This window comes from Blautia wexlerae (assembly GCF_013300825.1).
Taxonomy (GTDB): Bacteria; Bacillota; Clostridia; order Lachnospirales; family Lachnospiraceae; genus Blautia_A; species Blautia_A wexlerae_B.
This window is the reverse complement of sequence record NZ_JAAIMY010000007.1, coordinates 1-16,394: the sequence shown is the minus strand read 5'-3', so window position 1 is coordinate 16,394 and position 16,394 is coordinate 1. Positions and strand designations below refer to the sequence as shown.

Genomic DNA, 16,394 nt, shown 5'->3' with positions numbered 1-16,394 from the left:
CTGAAAAAAATTTCCATTCTTCTGGTATTCTCCTGTATGGTAATCTTAGTCATTCGAAGTATCACTGGTATCACTTGCCGCAACACCTGTAAGAATAGACTTTTCATCAGTTAATTCAAAGATATATTTAAAAATATCATCAGCTGCAAGACACGCATTACCGGAAGTATATCCATTTTCAATACGCACAGCAATCGCATACTCAGGCTCTGAAGCCGGAGCATATCCGATAAACATACCATGGTTTGGATGGTAAACATTTACCTCGGCTGTACCGGTCTTACCTGCCACATCCACTCCAAGGCCATCAAACTGTCTGTGAGTCTGAACTACACGGTACATTCCGTCATGAATATCATCCCATACATTCTGTGACATATCCACTGTATTGATAATATCCGGTTCGTATTTTTTCAGAGTATTACCCTTGGAATCTGTCTGTCTGTCAAGTAAAGTCAGATTATAAACATTTCCGCTGGTAGCGATTGCCGTTGCATAACGTGCCAGTTGACTGGTGGTATAAGCATTAGTACCCTGTCCGATATAAGACGGAACTGCATAGGAATCTGATACATGAGGTGCTGACTCTGTGATTTCGATACCTGTTTTCTTATCCAGCCCAATTTCGGAAGCATATTTTTGCAGTACACTCAGGCTTCGGTTTTCTGAAAAGTTTCCGTCTGCATCCTGACCAAGTTTAAAACCAACCATATTAAAATAATAGTTACAGGACTGCTCAATTGCCTCCCTGATCTCGATTTCTCCATGCCCCTGTTTGTTCCAGCAGTTGATTGGAGGTGTTACAAGGTCAAAGGATCCGGTACAGTTAATGTATGTTCCGTCATCAATCACTCCTTCAGACATTCCGGCAATGGTAGATAAAATCTTAAATGTAGAACCAGGTGCTGCTGTCTGCTGGGTTGCTTTATTGAAAAACGGACTGGACTTATCTGTAGATAATTTCGCATAATAATCTGTATCCATATTATTTACCAGACGGTTATTGTCATATCCCGGATAGGATACGCATGCCAGAACATCTCCTGTTTTGACATCTGTGATCACCGCAGAAGCGGAACATGGCTCCAGTGCAAGCTGTGCCGGTTCAATCTCAAGAGTATAAATCTTATTAATCATAAAATCATAGGCTGTCATGGAACCGGAAGCCAGAGCCGCGTATGCGTCATCATCTTTTGATAAGATTCCCTGTTCATACAGAACCAGACAGATTTCGCTTCCGGAGATGGTATCCTCCTGCAGCATGTATTTATACAGAAGTTTGGAGAAGCTATTGTCTGTTTTCAGATAATCGATCAGATAATCTGTAAGTGCCTGGTATACCTCATCAGAATCCAGATAATCTCCCTCTGTGGAAAATTTGGAGATATCGATCCAGTTCTGGCTTGCCGCATATGTCAAATAATCTTTCAGACTGATGTCCTTATCGGTTGTCCATTTCTGATAAGTACTGTCAGATGTATCAATGGCATTCTTTGAGATAATCCCAAGAGTATCTCTGAGAAGATCATCACAGATATAAGTAAGATATTCCTGTATCTGTTCATCCTCATCTTTTACAGCCGGCGGATTTTCATCTGTCAGCCTGTTAGTTATTGTATCAAAAACCTGTTGCTGTTTCTGTTGAAATTTGGCATATAATTTTTTTTCTGTATCAGAAGCGTTTTCATCACTGAATTTGCGGATATCTATGACGCTGTTTGCAATCAGCGCATTATATACGTCATAAATCGGTATCTTAATCTGCGCAGCATCATTCACACTGAAATCATAGGTTTTTGATGCCTCTATCTTAGATAAAAGAATTCCGGCCACTCTCTGTTTCAGGATCTGGTAAATTGCAGACTGCCAGCTGCTGTCTATGGTAAGATAAGTATCATTACCTGCAACAGGTTCCACTCTTGTACTGTCATCAATCTTAAGTACTTTGCCAAGGTTGTCGACTGTGACAGTTTCTTCGCCATCGGTTCCCTGAAGTGAGGTTTCCATATACTTTTCAATTCCTGTTTTACCGATAATCGCATCATTTGAATAATCCGGATTCTTTTGTCTCAGTTCTTCAAGTTCTTCTGAAGAAGCCTGTCCTGTATATCCAAGAATCGGTCCCATACTTGCATCATCAATATATTTGCGGACAGAATCTTCTACAATATCTATTCCCTGAAGATCCGGCTGATTTTCCCTGATTGCAGCCACAGATTTCTCACTTACATTTGAAGCGATGGTAACAGCCATGTACTTCTTGAAACTGTTGGTACTCAATGCATAACGGATCTTGGAAAGTTCAAGAATATCCTGCTTTGACAGATTCTCCGGCAATCCGTGAGACGTCAGTTCTTCTTTGGTATAAGCATTATCTCCATAAAGAACAATAGAAAATCCATTACTTCCGCTCATAAACTCAATCATCTGATCTGCCGTGGCACTTTTCTGTTTTTTGGTCAGATTATCGATCAGAGGTTCTCCGTAAATATCCGCACGAAAACGGTTCAGTGTAAATCCCTCATCAACATCAAAGGCATAATTGCCGCTTTCGTCCACAATGATATGAAAACTGGTGCTGATGGAATCTCCGTTGGATTCAAGAATCTTCAGAACCTTATAAGCAATCCCATTCAGTGTAAGATTCTTTTCTCTTGTAGAATCATAAGTTCCATTATCCTCAAATGTCACAGAATAAGCCAGCACATTTGTTGCCAGTTCCTCGCCGTTTCTGTCATAAATATTGCCACGTGTGCTTTTGATCACACGTTTTTTGGTTGTTCTTGATTCAAACTTACTGATATAATCTTCTCCCTGGATGATCTGCAGTTCGAAAAGCTGACGCACCAGCGTAGCTGACATAAATACAAAAACAAGTACCAGTACCGTAGTACGTTTTACCCGTATCTTTTTAAAAAATCTTTTTATTTTAGTACCCAAATAGACTCACTTTCCTTCATTGATGGATTGTTCATGAAATGATAATTAATATAATGAAATACCCGGTAAACAACCAGTGTAAGGATCACGGTATAAAAAATCTCGGGTAAAATAATCCGGTATAAATAAGTTCCAAGCCCCAGACGTCCCCGAAGCAGAAACTGCAGCGCATAGACGGAAAGTCCATACAGCAGATTCCCCACACCGGCAAGCATAACCGGAACTTTAATGTCATCATCATAACATATCCGATGAGCATATCCGCTCAAAAAACCAATATACATATAAATCAGAGCATAAAAACCAAACACTGAGCCATAGAACATATCTATCAGAAATCCGCAGAAAAAACCTGTCCACAGTCCACTTTTTCTCCCACGCATCAGTCCCATGGATATACAGAGGATCAGTATCAGATTCGGCGTAATAGAGCCGATGGATATCACATGAAGAACAGTACATTGAAGAAGAAAACTGATAAGGATCATAAAAAATAATGTTATCTTACTCTTCATCCGCAGTCGCCTCCTGAGCTGCCTGAGCATTGTCATCAACAGAATCCTGTTTATTTACCGTAATGACAAGTACATCTTTCAGATGCTGGAAATCTACAGGTGTAACAATAGTACCTGTTTTTGTCAGATTATTGCTGTTCTGTTCCACTTCACTGACGTAGCCGATAAACAGACCTTCTACATATTTCTCACTGATATTGGAGGTGACGATACGTTCCCCCACTGTTACTTTATTATTCTGGTCATATAACTGACTGAAACTTAATTTTCCCTCATCGATAAGTTCCAGATCACCCTCCACCACACAATTATCTTGTGTGCTGACAGTCATGGCACTGACATTGCTGCTGTCATCGATAATGGAACGCACAGTTGCCCAGTGAGTTCCTACCTCTGTTACAATCCCGACCAGACCTTTATCCGCAAGTACATTATTATCCACACGAATACCATCTGCTGATCCCCGGTTGATCATAAAGGTATCATACCAGTTTCCAGGATCTTTGGAAATGATCTCTGCTGCAATCTTCGGATATTCTGTGTACTGCTGATCAAGATCATACATCTGCTGTAATCTTACATATTCTGTCTGATCCTGGATCAGCTTGTTATTCTGTTCTGTGAGATTGTCAATCTGAGCTTTTAAGTTTTCGTTTTCACTGAGGATCTCTTCTTTGTCACGCATACGGTCCTGCATTCCTTTCAGAACAGAACTGATCCGGTTGATACTGTTTTCAAATGGAACGATCAGTATTCCTGCAGCATCCTGCAGCGGTGCAGTGGTAATGCCGGATGCAAAAGTAGCAGCAATACAACTGACGCAGAAGATCGACATGATGACCAGAAGATGTTTACTTTTTAATTTAATCCTAAAATGTACTTTCTTTTTCAGGTTTTTCATTGATGCACCCCTAAAAATTATAGTTTTCTCTGCGTAACCGGTACTGCCCATTTACGCAGTTCTTTATTTCTGATTATTTTCTCAAGACCTGTAACTGCTGAAGTTTCATAAAGATCCGACAGATTAAAGGTAAATCCCGTATAACTGGCAAGATATTTATCAATATAAGGTAATCTGGTACTGCCTCCGGTTATGTAAATTCCCTGTTTTGCGATATGATAGGAAATCTGGGGCGGGATTCGTTCCAGAAATGTTTTCATCTCTGCCGCAATCTCATTCAGACAGTTCATAATACCGTCATTAACCACATAAGAGGAGATGATTTCTTCTCTTGGCAGTCCGGAAATACAGTCAATCCCTACAACCTTACGTACTTCCTTTTTCGGATCACTGAGACGTCCCATTACCATCTTAAGCCTCTTACCGGTTCTTGTGCCAATCTGCAGATTATATCTCTTACGTATTTCACCGCAGACAGATTCATTTATCTGTCTGCCGCCCAGCGGTATTTTCTTGCTGATAATGATCTTTCCTCCGGTAATGATCGATACTTCTGTACTCTGGGCACCGATATTTACAATCATATTTCCTGTAGGATCTTCTAAATCTACACCCATGGCAATAGCATCTGCGACAGGTGCCTCTACCATAAATACCCGGTTTTTCTTTAACCAGTGGCCATTTGCCACATGAAAATATGCCCGTTTCTCAACTGCGGTCATATCCAATGGAACAGTAAAATACATTACTGCACCAAATCCCAGGATATGGTCGATTTTACGGATCATGCTGTAAAGGACAATCTCCTGAAGTTCCAGACTGGCGATCATGCCAAATGTCATTGGCGATGTAACCGTAATATCCGCAGGAGATTTTTCAAACATATCGTATGCTTCATTTCCCATTGCAATGATCGTGCGTCCCCTGGACGCGATCATATTTTTCTCAATATAAGTCTTGTTTCTGAAAAAAGAATAGACCTTTACGGAACTGCTTCCCAAATCTATTCCATATGTTTTCTCAAATAGCATATTCTGCCCCTTTGTTGTTGCCTTATTCTGTACATGTATTCCATAATCCCTCTTCTCTGAAACTGCAGTATCTGTGATCACCGATCACAATATGATCCAGAAGATGTATCCCAAGCAGTTCCCCTGCCTGATAGATTCTGGCTGTAATCTGCTGATCATCCGGACTTGGTGTGGGGTCACCACTTGGATGATTATGAACCAGTATCAGACTGACTGCATGACGGCGCAGAGCTTCCATATAGATCTCCCTCGGTGTTACCAGTGAACCGGTTGCAGTTCCTCGGGTCAGTATTTTATCTCCCAGGAAATGTCCCTTTACATCCAACATCATACAGATTACTATCTCCTGTTCTTCATGACGGAGTTCTTCCATATAATAAGCTGCTATGGAAGATGGGTTATTCATAACCATCTGCGGTCTGGCAGCAGCTTTGGCAATCCTTTTGGAAAGTTCTCCAATGCATTTTAACTGTACTGCCTTTACCCGCCCGACTCCATGAATCCTCATAAGATCCTGTACAGATACATGCATCAGCCCCATAAGACCGGGGTAGGAGGAGGACTCCATAAATTTCAGGATTTCCTGTGCAAGTGCCAGTGAATTCTTCCCCTGCATGCCACTGCGCAAAATTACCGCCAATAGTTCACTGTCACTTAATGAACTCTCACCCTGTGTGAAGCATTTCTCATAAGGGCGCTGTTCCTCGGGAAGCTGTTTCATAATATTATTTGCATTATTCATAAGTCTGCCTGTGCTCTCTGAAGCCTTCGGCAAATTGCAAATTATATTCTAGCATAAAAGAGGAGAGATGTACACTCTCCTCTCTGATTTTTATGTGAACTTTATAACGTTACTATAATAATCCTCGTAAATAGTGCATTTAAGACAGTTCAGCAGAATGCGAAAGACAAGAAGGTCACCTACAGTATAAGTGCATATTTCCTGCATACAGTCTCAGCAACTTTTATACCATCCATGGCAGCACTGGTGATCCCGCCTGCATAACCAGCACCTTCACCACACGGATAAATTCCTGCCATATTTGCCGTAAGCTCCTGATCACGCACAATCCTTACAGGGGAAGATGTACGGCTTTCAATGCCGCTGAGAAGAGCATCTTCTCTGTCAAAGCCCGAAATTCTTTTTCCAAAAGATCTGACACCTTCTTCAATGGAATCGCCTACTGCTTTCGGCAGAACAGAGCGGACATTTGCCAGCACATATTCTCCTCTCATGCAGGGAGTAATCTCTCCCCATGCTTCACTTGCCTGATTTTTACAGAAATCACCAAAAAGCTGGACCGGAATCCTGCCTTCTCCAAGTTCCCAGGCTTTCCTCTCAAGATCACGTTGAAATTCTACGCCGCCCAGAACACCCTTATCCGGAAAATCCTCCGGTGTCACTGTTACGATCATGGCGCTGTTTGCATTTCTGGAATCTCGTGCCTGATAGCTCATCCCATTAACTGCAAGACGACCAGGTTCAGAAGATGCATTTACAACATATCCGCCCGGACACATGCAAAAGGAATAAACCCCTCTGCCATTTGCACACTTATGTGTTACTTTATAGCTGGCCGCACCAAGTAATTCATTCTCAGATTCCCCGTAAAGATCCATATTGATCATTTCCTGCGGATGTTCGATACGCAGCCCCACTGCAAATGATTTCGGTTCCATATAGACTCCACGCTTCTGTAACATCTCAAAAGTATCCCTTGCACTGTGTCCGGGTGCCAGTACACAGACCTGTGCAGGGATTCTTCTATCATTGTTGATCTCAATTTCTTTTAATGCATTGTTCTCAAAAATCAGATCTGTCACTTTGGAACGGAAGCAGAATTTTCCTCCCATTTCTTCGATTTCATGACGCATTTTTTCAACGATACCAACCAGCACATCTGTTCCCAGATGTGGTTTCTGCTGATAAATAATTTCTTCAGGCGCTCCGGCAGCTACAAAACGCTTCAGCACCTCATGATTACGTCCGTAAGGATCTTTTACCAGCGTGTTCAGTTTTCCGTCAGAAAAGGTACCGGCGCCTCCTTCTCCGAACTGTACATTGGACTCAGGGTCAAGAATACCATTTTTCCAGAAATTCTCTACTGTTTTCTGACGTTTATCAGCCTCTTCTCCACGTTCAAGTATTATCGGACAATATCCGGCCTTCGCAAGATACCATCCGCAGAAAAGTCCTGCAGGACCACTTCCTACAATAACAGGAGAATGTAAAAGAGGTGTCTCACCCGGAGAAGGAAACTCATATGGTTTTTCTTCAGTTAACATAACGTTATTACTGTTAACTTTTTTGAGTAGTTTTTGCTCATCTTTGATTTTTACATCTACAGTATATACAAAGATTTTGTCATTTTTGTGTCTGCAGTCCAGAGATTGCTTTTTTATTTTATAAGTAAAACTGTTTCCGGGATTTTTTAATGTTTTTGCAATCTTTTTTTCGAGTTGTGCCTTTGTATGTGTGATCGGAAGTTTCAGCTGTGAAATTCGAATCATTTTTTCTCCTCCTTTGCTGCATTTCTGCCAGCCACTGCGCCGCTGCTCCATGCCCATTGCAGATTATATCCACCGCATGTACCGTCAATATCCAGAACTTCCCCTGCAAAATACAGATCCTTACAGAGCTTTGACTCCATGGTTTGAGAATTTACCTGCGTGGTATCTACTCCCCCGGAGCAGACCTGTGCCTGTGAAAATGACATACCATCCTGCACTTCAAGAGGAAATTCCCTTATGGAAGAAACCAGTTGTTTTTGTGATATAAGGATTTTGATAAGCTTTTCCGGGAAAAGTCCCACCAGGAGTTCTTTTTCTTTTTTATAGGGACATGCCTTCTTTCGTGCATACAGAAGTTTCTTTAATTCTTCCTCTGACAGCTCCGGCATGAAATTAATGTGAAGCTCTGTTTTATGTCCTTCTCTGACTGCACGTACTGCATAAGTGCTGAGCTGAAACACAGGGATTCCGGAAATTCCGTATTCTGTAAGCTGCAGCTCGCCACGTTCAGATTTACAGAATTTCCCATCTGTAAAAAGGGAAATTTCTCCTTCTGTACGCACACCAGCCCATGCCTTAAAAGAAGAGCCCTTACATTTCAGGGCAGTAAGTGCCGGATAAACCGGGACAATGCGGTGATGAAAGCTCTCTGCCAGCACATATCCGCTGCCGTCTGAACCTGAAACAGAAGATGCCCGGGATCCATTGGCAAGTATCAGTGCATCTGCATCATAGTGCCATCCTTTTGTCAGAATCCGGAAATTCTTTCCATTTATCCCGTTTTTAATTTCTGTAACCTGCTCATTTGTCTTTATTTTCACACCCAGGCTGGCTGCCTCCATACACAATACATCAACAACACTCTGTGCCTGATTGCTTCTCGGATAGAGATAACCGTTTCTGTTTAACGGATAGATTCCTATTTCTCTGAAAAAATCAATAGTGTCTTCAACAGAAAACTGTACAAGTGCACCTTCTGCAAACTCAGGATGTTCACCTCTGTATGCATCATCCGGTTTTGCAAGATTGGAAAAATTGCATCTGCCGTTCCCTGTAGCGCAGATCTTCTTTCCAGGTTTCTCATTCTGTTCCAGAACAGTAACTGCTGCCCCTTTTCGGGCTGCCATGATTGCTGCCATCAACCCACTGGCTCCTGCTCCTGTGATCACTACCTGCCTTTTTTTCATAGAGATACAAGCCCCTTATCAACCATTTTCTGAAGAGACATCAAAACGCCAAGCTTTGCATGTTCCCAGGTAAGTCCGCCCTGGAAATATACTGCATATGGCGGTTTCATCGGACCATCTGCGGAAAGCTCGATGGAAGAGCCCTGTACAAAAGCACCTGCTGCCATGATAACCTGACTGTCATATCCAGGCATATCCCATGGCTCCGGATCCACATAACTGTCAACCGGTGCTGCTGCCTGAATACCCTTACAGAACGCGATCAGACCTTCCGGTGTGCCAAGGCTTACTGCCTGAATGATGTCCTGACGTGGCTCTGTGGAATTTGGGACTACCGGAAATCCAAGTTTCTCATAAATATTTGCTGCAAACACAGCTCCCTTTAACGCACCCTTGGTAACCATTGGTGCAAGGAAAAATCCCTGGAAGAAAGAACGGTTGACTCCCAGAGTTGCGCCTACCTCACTGCCAAGTCCGGGACAGGTCATTCTGTAAGAAGCATTTTCCACGCACTCCTTAGTACCTGCAATATAACCGCCAATAGGTGCAAGTCCGCCGCCCGGATTCTTGATCAGAGAACCAACGATCATATCAGCTCCCACATCACTCGGCTCAATGGTATCTACAAATTCACCGTAGCAGTTATCCACCATACAGATCACATCCGGTTTAATACTCTTTACAAAAGAGATCAGCTCTCCGATCTGCTTTACAGAGAAAGACGGACGTGTCTGGTATCCTTTGGAACGCTGGATCTCCACAAGACGTGTTTTTTCATTGATTGCTTTACGGATGCTGTCATAATCAAAAGTTCCGTCTTCTAACAGTTCCACCTGACGGTAACTTACTCCATATTCTGCGAGAGAACCTTTTGACGGGCGGATGCCGATCACCTCTTCCAGAGTATCGTAAGGCTTTCCGGCAGGTGCCAGAAGTTCATCACCCGGACGGAGATTACCGAACAAGGCAATTGCCAGTGCGTGAGTTCCGCATGTGATCTGCGGGCGTACCAGACAGGCTTCTGTATGAAAGGTATCTGCATAAACCTTTTCCAGAGTCTCACGGCCGATATCGTCATATCCATAACCGGAAGAACTTCCGAAGCATTCGGCACTTACCTTATTTTTCTGCATGGCAAGAAGTACTTTCATCTGGTTATATTCTGCTGTTTTATCAAATTTTTCAAATCTTTCTTTCAGGGATTCCTCAATCTTATGACCAAAGTCATAAACCTCTGAAGAAATCCCAAGCTGTGCATACATTTCTTTCATAATTTATTTCGTCCTCATTTCTGTTTACATTATTATCTTTATTTTATCTCTGAATTTCACTTATTCTGTATCAGTGATTTTTAAGAAGAATTCGATTATAGAATTCCTCTGTCCCTGCATATCTTCAGCATTTCATCAAGGATTCTGTCTTCCCTATAGTCAAACTCATCCTTATTCATCCAGATGGTATCCTTCTCCCTGCGAAACCAGGTCAGCTGGCGTTTTGCAAAATGTCTGGTATCTCTTTTCAGGATCCTGACCGCCTCTTCTAATGGATACTCGCCATCCAGATATGCAAGGATTTCTTTATATCCAAGTCCCTGCATGGAAACCATCCCTCTGTGGTATCCCATATCTTTTAACTTCTGCACTTCCTCAAGAAGTCCATCCTTTAGCATCTCATCAATACGGTCATCAATCCGTTTGTAAAGAAGTTCCCTTGGTACATTCAGCACAAAATATGCCAGATTATAAGGTGTTTCATGTTCCTTCTGCTCCTGATTATGTGCGGAGATCGGCGACTGGTTCTGATGATAAAATTCCAGTGCCCTGATCACACGTTTCACATTATTAGCGTGGATTTCCCCGGCACTGACAGGGTCAACCTCCAAAAGCATCTGATGCAGGTATTCATTTCCCTTTTCTGCAGCAAGCTGTTCCAGCTCCTGACGGTATCCGTCTTCCTGTTCTGCCTGAGTAAAATCAATATCCTTTGTAATGGCCTGTATATAAAATCCGGTTCCTCCTACCAGAACAGGAATTTTCCCCTTGGCATAAATTTCTTCCATGGCAGCTTTTGCCATCTGCTGGAATTTCACGATATGAAATTCTTCCTGAGGCAGCAGTTCATCTACCAGATAATGCTTTACTCCCTGCATCTCCTCCGGCCGGATCTTAGCTGATCCAATATCCATATATTTGTAGACCTGCATGGAATCAGCAGAAATGATCTCCCCGTTTATTGCTTTCGCAAGTGCTATGGAAAGGTGGGTTTTTCCTGCTGCCGTTGGTCCTGTAAGAACGATCAGTGGCTTTTTCATAATAGCTCCTTATATATAAACTACACAATACGTTTAAATTTCTTTTCCAGTTCTGTTTTTGTCATGGAAATAATCGTTGGTCTTCCATGAGGACAGTGATAGGGGTTCTCCAGTGTGAGCAGTTCATCGATCAACGCATTTGCTTCCCGGTCGGACATCTGGTGATTTCCCTTTACCGCAGCTTTACATGCCATGGTGGCCAGTCTGGAAGCAAAGATTCCAAGTGGATCCTTATCCTTCTCAGTAGCAAGATTGTCAAGCATTTCCAGAAAAAGTTCTTCCTCCGTAAGACCGTACAGATTGGCCGGGACTGCATTGATACAGTATTCCTTACCGCCAAATGGTTCAATCTCAAATCCAAAATCTTCAAAGTACTTACGGTTGGCTTTAAGAAGCGCTTCTTCCTGAAGACTCAGAGATACGATCAGCGGCGGACTGAGGTACTGGGATTCTGCTGTCTGCTCACGAAACCTTTTTACGAAACGTTCATAATAAACCTTTTCATGTGCCGCATGCTGGTCGATAATAAAAAATTTATCCTCAAACTGAACAAGCCAGTAGGTATCAAAAATCTGTCCGATCAGTTGATGACGGCTTCGGGATTCAGAAGCAAGAAGTTTCTCCTCAAATAATTCCAGCTGCTGTGGCCTGATCTCTTCTGATATTACATTTTTGTTTTGTTCTATCTGTTTTCTGTTTTCTTCTGAATCCACAGCAGTCTTCAGATATTCTGCAGTTTTCTGTTCTGCAATTTCCTGCTTTGTCTCTGAAAATATCGGTTGTTCTTCATTCTTTTTATCACTCAGTGTTCCCTCAAAAAGCTGTTCCTCTGCCTTGGTAAGAGGATCCCTGATCTGATAGATCTGCTGTTCACGCACTGCCTGTTCTGCCATTGTAACAGTTCCACGTGGAAGTGCGGTATGCTCAGAAACCCTGGAAGCTGTATTTACAGTCTGTGTACGATATTCCGGAATTTCCGCGCGACGTCTGGTTTCAAATGGCTCCGGTACATCCCCCGGTTTTACCACGGACTGCTGTTTCTTTACCGGTTCTTCTTTTCCAAAAGGCACTGTCTGGATCATTTCTCTTGTTGTAAGAGCCTTGTGAACTGTCTCGTAAACTGCATCATAAACTTCCGTTCCTCTTGCAAACCGCACCTCCATCTTGCTTGGATGCACATTTACATCCAGATCATTTCCCTCCATCTGAATATGAAGAGAAACAAAGGGAAACTTATGCTGCATGAGAAACCCCTTATAGGCGTCCTCTATCCCTTTTGCAATGATCCGGTTCTTTACAAAACGTCCGTTAATATAATAATTCTCAAAGGTACGGTTACCTCTGGAAATCTCCGGTTTTCCCACAAAACCCTCAATCTTCATGAAATCATTCTCGTAGGATACCTCAAGAAGTGCTTTGGTAATATCTCTTCCATATATATTATAGATCACATCTTTCACATTGTAATTTCCGGAAGTATGAAGCTTCACCTGTTTATTCTGGATATATTTAAAAGAAATCTCAGGATGGGACAATGCCAGCTGCTCCATCAAAGTGCTGACATAATTTCCCTCCGTAGTATCTGATTTCAGGAACTTGCTTCTAGCAGGTGTATTGTAAAAAAGATTTCTCACCAGGAAAGTAGTTCCTTCCGGTGCTCCCATATCCTCTAAAGACTCCTGTACACCACCATTGATCACATAACGGACTCCGCTTAATGCAGATGGGGTTTTTGTGATCAGTTCCACCTGCGCAACAGCAGCAATACTGGACAAAGCCTCACCGCGAAATCCAAGAGACGCAATGTGTTCCAGATCCTCAATCTTCTCAATCTTACTGGTGGCATGACGCAAAAATGCCAGGGGTACCTGATCTCTTTCCATACCCCCGCCATTATCTGTGATACGTATCATCTTTTTGCCACCGTCTGTGATCTCCACTGTTACAGCAGTTGCTCCTGCATCAATTGCATTTTCCACAAGCTCCTTCACAATGGAGGACGGACGTTCCACTACCTCACCGGCAGCGATCTTATCTATGGTCTGCTGGTCTAATACTGCAATTTTTCTCAACTTTTATCACCATCTGTTCTTAATTTTGTTCTGCAGGTTATAAAGTGTATTCATTGCCTCGATAGGAGTCATATTCCCCATATCAAGACCTTTTATCTCATCAATGATATCGTTATCCTTAACTGTATCGAACAGAGACATCTGTGCCATATCCATCTGATCGTATACAGGCTTTTTCTTTTTCGCAGATGTCAGGTCTTTTACTGCTGCCGTAATATCTGCATCACTCAGTTCCTCCACCAATTCCTTTGCTCTCTGGATAACAGAATCCGGAACACCGGCAAGCTTGGCAACCTGGATACCATAACTTTTGTCTGCGCCGCCCTGAACGATCTTACGCAGAAATACAATATCGTCCCCTTTTTCCTTGACAGCAATACAGTAGTTATTAACTCCCGGAATTTTACCCTCCAGTTCAGTAAGCTCATGATAATGGGTGGCAAATAATGTCTTTGCACCACAAAGCTTCGTATTGCTGATATGCTCGATCACAGCCCAGGCAATGGCAAGTCCGTCAAAGGTACTGGTGCCACGTCCGATCTCATCCAGGATCAGAAGGCTCCTTGCAGTCGCGTTTCTCAGAATATTGGCAACCTCTGTCATCTCTACCATAAAGGTACTCTGACCACTTGCCAGATCATCAGAGGCACCCACACGGGTGAAAATCCTGTCAACAATTCCAATGTTTGCTTTTTCAGCAGGGACAAAGCTTCCGATCTGTGCCATCAGTACGATCAGGGCAGTCTGTCTCATGTAGGTAGACTTACCTGCCATGTTCGGACCTGTGATAATGGATACCCTTTTCTTATGGTTATCCAGATATGTATCATTTGCAATAAACATATCGTTCTCTATCATCTGTTCCACAACAGGATGGCGGCCGTTTTTAATATCTATCACACCTGTTGTATTTGTCTTCGGACGTACAAAATGATTTCTTTCCGCAACCAGTGCAAGAGAAGCAAACACATCCAGTGCAGCCACTGCCTTGGCAGTCTTCTGGATCCGCATAACTTCTTTCCCGACTGTATCCCTCACATCACAGAACAGTTCATATTCCAGAGCATACAGCTTATCCTCTGCCCCAAGGATCAGGTCTTCCAGTTCCTTTAACTCCTGGGTAATGTATCGCTCTGCATTGGTAAGCGTCTGTTTGCGGATATAATTGTCCGGCACCAGATCCTTAAAGGTGTTGGTAATCTCCAGAGAATAGCCAAATACGCGATTATATTTGATCTTCATTGTTTTGATGCCTGTACGCTCCCGCTCTTTGGCCTCCAGTTCTGAAAGCCATTTCTTGCCATCTGTCCTGGAACGTCGGAATTTATCTACATCCTCATTATAGCCCTCTTTAATGATTCCTCCATCCTTCTGTGCAAGAGGCGGGTCTTCCACGATGGCACGCTTGATCAGATCTGTCACATCCTCCAGCGAATCCATATCCTCATAGATTTTCTGAAGCAGAGGTGTTTTAAATTCTTTTAAAACCTGTTTTATATAAGGAAGCATTTCCAGCGAAGAAGCAAATGCGATCAGATCTCTTGGATTCGCAGATTTATAGCTGATACGACTGATCAGTCGTTCCAGGTCATAAACAGGTCCCAGATATTCCCTGATCTCATCCCGGAGCATTCCGTTTTTATTTAACTCTTCCAGTGCTTCCAGACGTTGTTCAATCTCATCTCTGTCGATCAGTGGCTGCTCCACATAACTGCGGAGAGTTCTTGCCCCCATTGCTGTTTTTGTCTTATCCAGTACCCAGAGAAGGGAACCTCTTTTCTGTTTCTCTCTCAGGGTTTCCACAAGTTCCAGATTCCTGCGGCTGGAACTGTCAATAAGCATATATTTCTCTGCTGCATAGGGACGGATAGTTGTCATATGGGACAAGGCTGTCTTCTGGGTTTCTTTCAGATATAAGAAAAGAGCTCCTGCAGCAATGATCCCGCAGTCATAATCACCAACGCCCAATCCCTCCAGAGAACCTACATGAAAATGATCTTTTAGTGTGCGGCGGCACAACTCGTCATCGAAATACCAGGAATCCAATGAAAAAACACAAATCCCCAGACGGTTCTGCAAATCATCTGTATCTATATTAGACATATAAAAAGAATCATTACAGATAATCTCTGCAGGAACAAATTTATTGATCTCATCAAGAAGTTTCTGAGGTTTGTCCACCTCTGTAAGGAAACAGTCACCTGTTGTAATGTCTGCAATAGCGCATCCGAAATGTTCTTCCATAGACACAATAGACATCAGGTAATTATTCTTTGTCTCATCAAGAGCAGCAGCATCCAGTGTGGTTCCTGGGGTTACGATCCTTACAACCTCACGCTTTACCAGTCCTTTGGCTTTTTTAGGATCCTCTACCTGCTCACAGATTGCTACCTTATGTCCTCTCTCGATCAGACGATTAATATAAGTCTCCGCAGCATGATAAGGGACACCACACATGGGTGCCCTCTCCTCTAATCCGCAGTCTTTTCCTGTAAGGGTAATCTCCAGTTCCCTGGTGACAAGCAATGCATCATCAAAAAACATTTCATAAAAATCTCCCAGACGGTAGAATAAAATGCAGTCTTTATATTGTTCCTTTGTCTTGCAGTATTCCTGCATCATCGGACTCATTGCCATTTAATTGTTATCTCCTATCTTCATAACAGCTCACTGCTGTTTTTTATCTCGTATATATTGTATTTTTGACATCTTAAGATTTTAACATGAATAAATAGAAGATGCAAGATAGAGTATAAACATTTATTCTATCCCTAAAATGAAACTCATAAAAAATCGCAAAAACACTTGTTCTGATACAATAAATATATTATAATAGAAAAAAGAACAATATGCTCTTGAAAATTGGACGGTCGAAATAAGCAATAAGTGAGTGTACATAATGAGTTTAGATAATCATTCTCATTCA

Annotated in this window: 11 protein-coding genes; all 11 read right to left on the bottom strand. The window is 42.4% G+C overall.

Annotated features, from left to right (window positions below; genetic code table 11):
• Positions 1-45: 45 nt before the first annotated feature.
• On the bottom strand, positions 46-2,940 hold the full coding sequence (locus tag G4417_RS05405; RefSeq protein ID WP_173682890.1) for a penicillin-binding transpeptidase domain-containing protein: 2,895 nt from the start codon (positions 2,938-2,940) through the stop codon (positions 46-48).
• Positions 2,925-3,455, bottom strand: a complete 531-nt coding sequence (gene mreD / locus G4417_RS05400; RefSeq protein WP_173682889.1) for a rod shape-determining protein MreD — start codon at positions 3,453-3,455, stop codon at positions 2,925-2,927. The genes G4417_RS05405 and mreD overlap by 16 nt, the downstream gene beginning before the upstream one ends.
• Positions 3,445-4,356 (bottom strand): rod shape-determining protein MreC, encoded by a 912-nt coding sequence (gene mreC, locus G4417_RS05395; protein ID WP_173682888.1) that lies wholly within the window; start codon positions 4,354-4,356, stop codon positions 3,445-3,447. The genes mreD and mreC overlap by 11 nt, the downstream gene beginning before the upstream one ends.
• Positions 4,357-4,373: 17 nt before the next feature.
• Positions 4,374-5,387: a rod shape-determining protein gene (locus G4417_RS05390; RefSeq protein WP_173682887.1), complete on the bottom strand. Its 1,014-nt coding sequence runs from the start codon at positions 5,385-5,387 to the stop codon at positions 4,374-4,376.
• 22 nt (positions 5,388-5,409) lie between these two features.
• Positions 5,410-6,129, bottom strand: a complete 720-nt coding sequence (radC, locus tag G4417_RS05385) for a RadC family protein (protein ID WP_173682886.1) — start codon at positions 6,127-6,129, stop codon at positions 5,410-5,412.
• 179 nt (positions 6,130-6,308) lie between these two features.
• Positions 6,309-7,898 carry an NAD(P)/FAD-dependent oxidoreductase gene (locus tag G4417_RS05380; protein ID WP_173682885.1) on the bottom strand — a complete coding sequence of 530 codons (1,590 nt, stop codon included), beginning with the start codon at positions 7,896-7,898 and terminating at the stop codon, positions 6,309-6,311.
• Entirely contained in the window at positions 7,895-9,085 is a 1,191-nt protein-coding gene (locus G4417_RS05375; RefSeq protein WP_173682884.1) for an NAD(P)/FAD-dependent oxidoreductase, read from the bottom strand. Before G4417_RS05375 ends, G4417_RS05380 begins: the two co-directional genes overlap by 4 nt.
• Positions 9,082-10,356, bottom strand: coding sequence for an aminotransferase class I/II-fold pyridoxal phosphate-dependent enzyme (locus G4417_RS05370; protein ID WP_173682883.1), 1,275 nt, complete (start codon positions 10,354-10,356; stop codon positions 9,082-9,084). The genes G4417_RS05375 and G4417_RS05370 overlap by 4 nt, the downstream gene beginning before the upstream one ends.
• Before the next feature lie 95 nt (positions 10,357-10,451).
• Positions 10,452-11,396 carry a tRNA (adenosine(37)-N6)-dimethylallyltransferase MiaA gene (gene miaA, locus G4417_RS05365; RefSeq protein ID WP_173682882.1) on the bottom strand — a complete coding sequence of 315 codons (945 nt, stop codon included), beginning with the start codon at positions 11,394-11,396 and terminating at the stop codon, positions 10,452-10,454.
• A gap of 20 nt (positions 11,397-11,416) precedes the next feature.
• Positions 11,417-13,468: a DNA mismatch repair endonuclease MutL gene (gene mutL, locus G4417_RS05360; protein WP_173682881.1), complete on the bottom strand. Its 2,052-nt coding sequence runs from the start codon at positions 13,466-13,468 to the stop codon at positions 11,417-11,419.
• 6 nt (positions 13,469-13,474) lie between these two features.
• A complete protein-coding gene (mutS, locus tag G4417_RS05355) occupies positions 13,475-16,105 on the bottom strand; it encodes a DNA mismatch repair protein MutS (RefSeq protein WP_227218774.1) in 2,631 nt (876 codons plus the stop codon).
• Between the last annotated feature and the right edge of the window lie 289 nt (positions 16,106-16,394).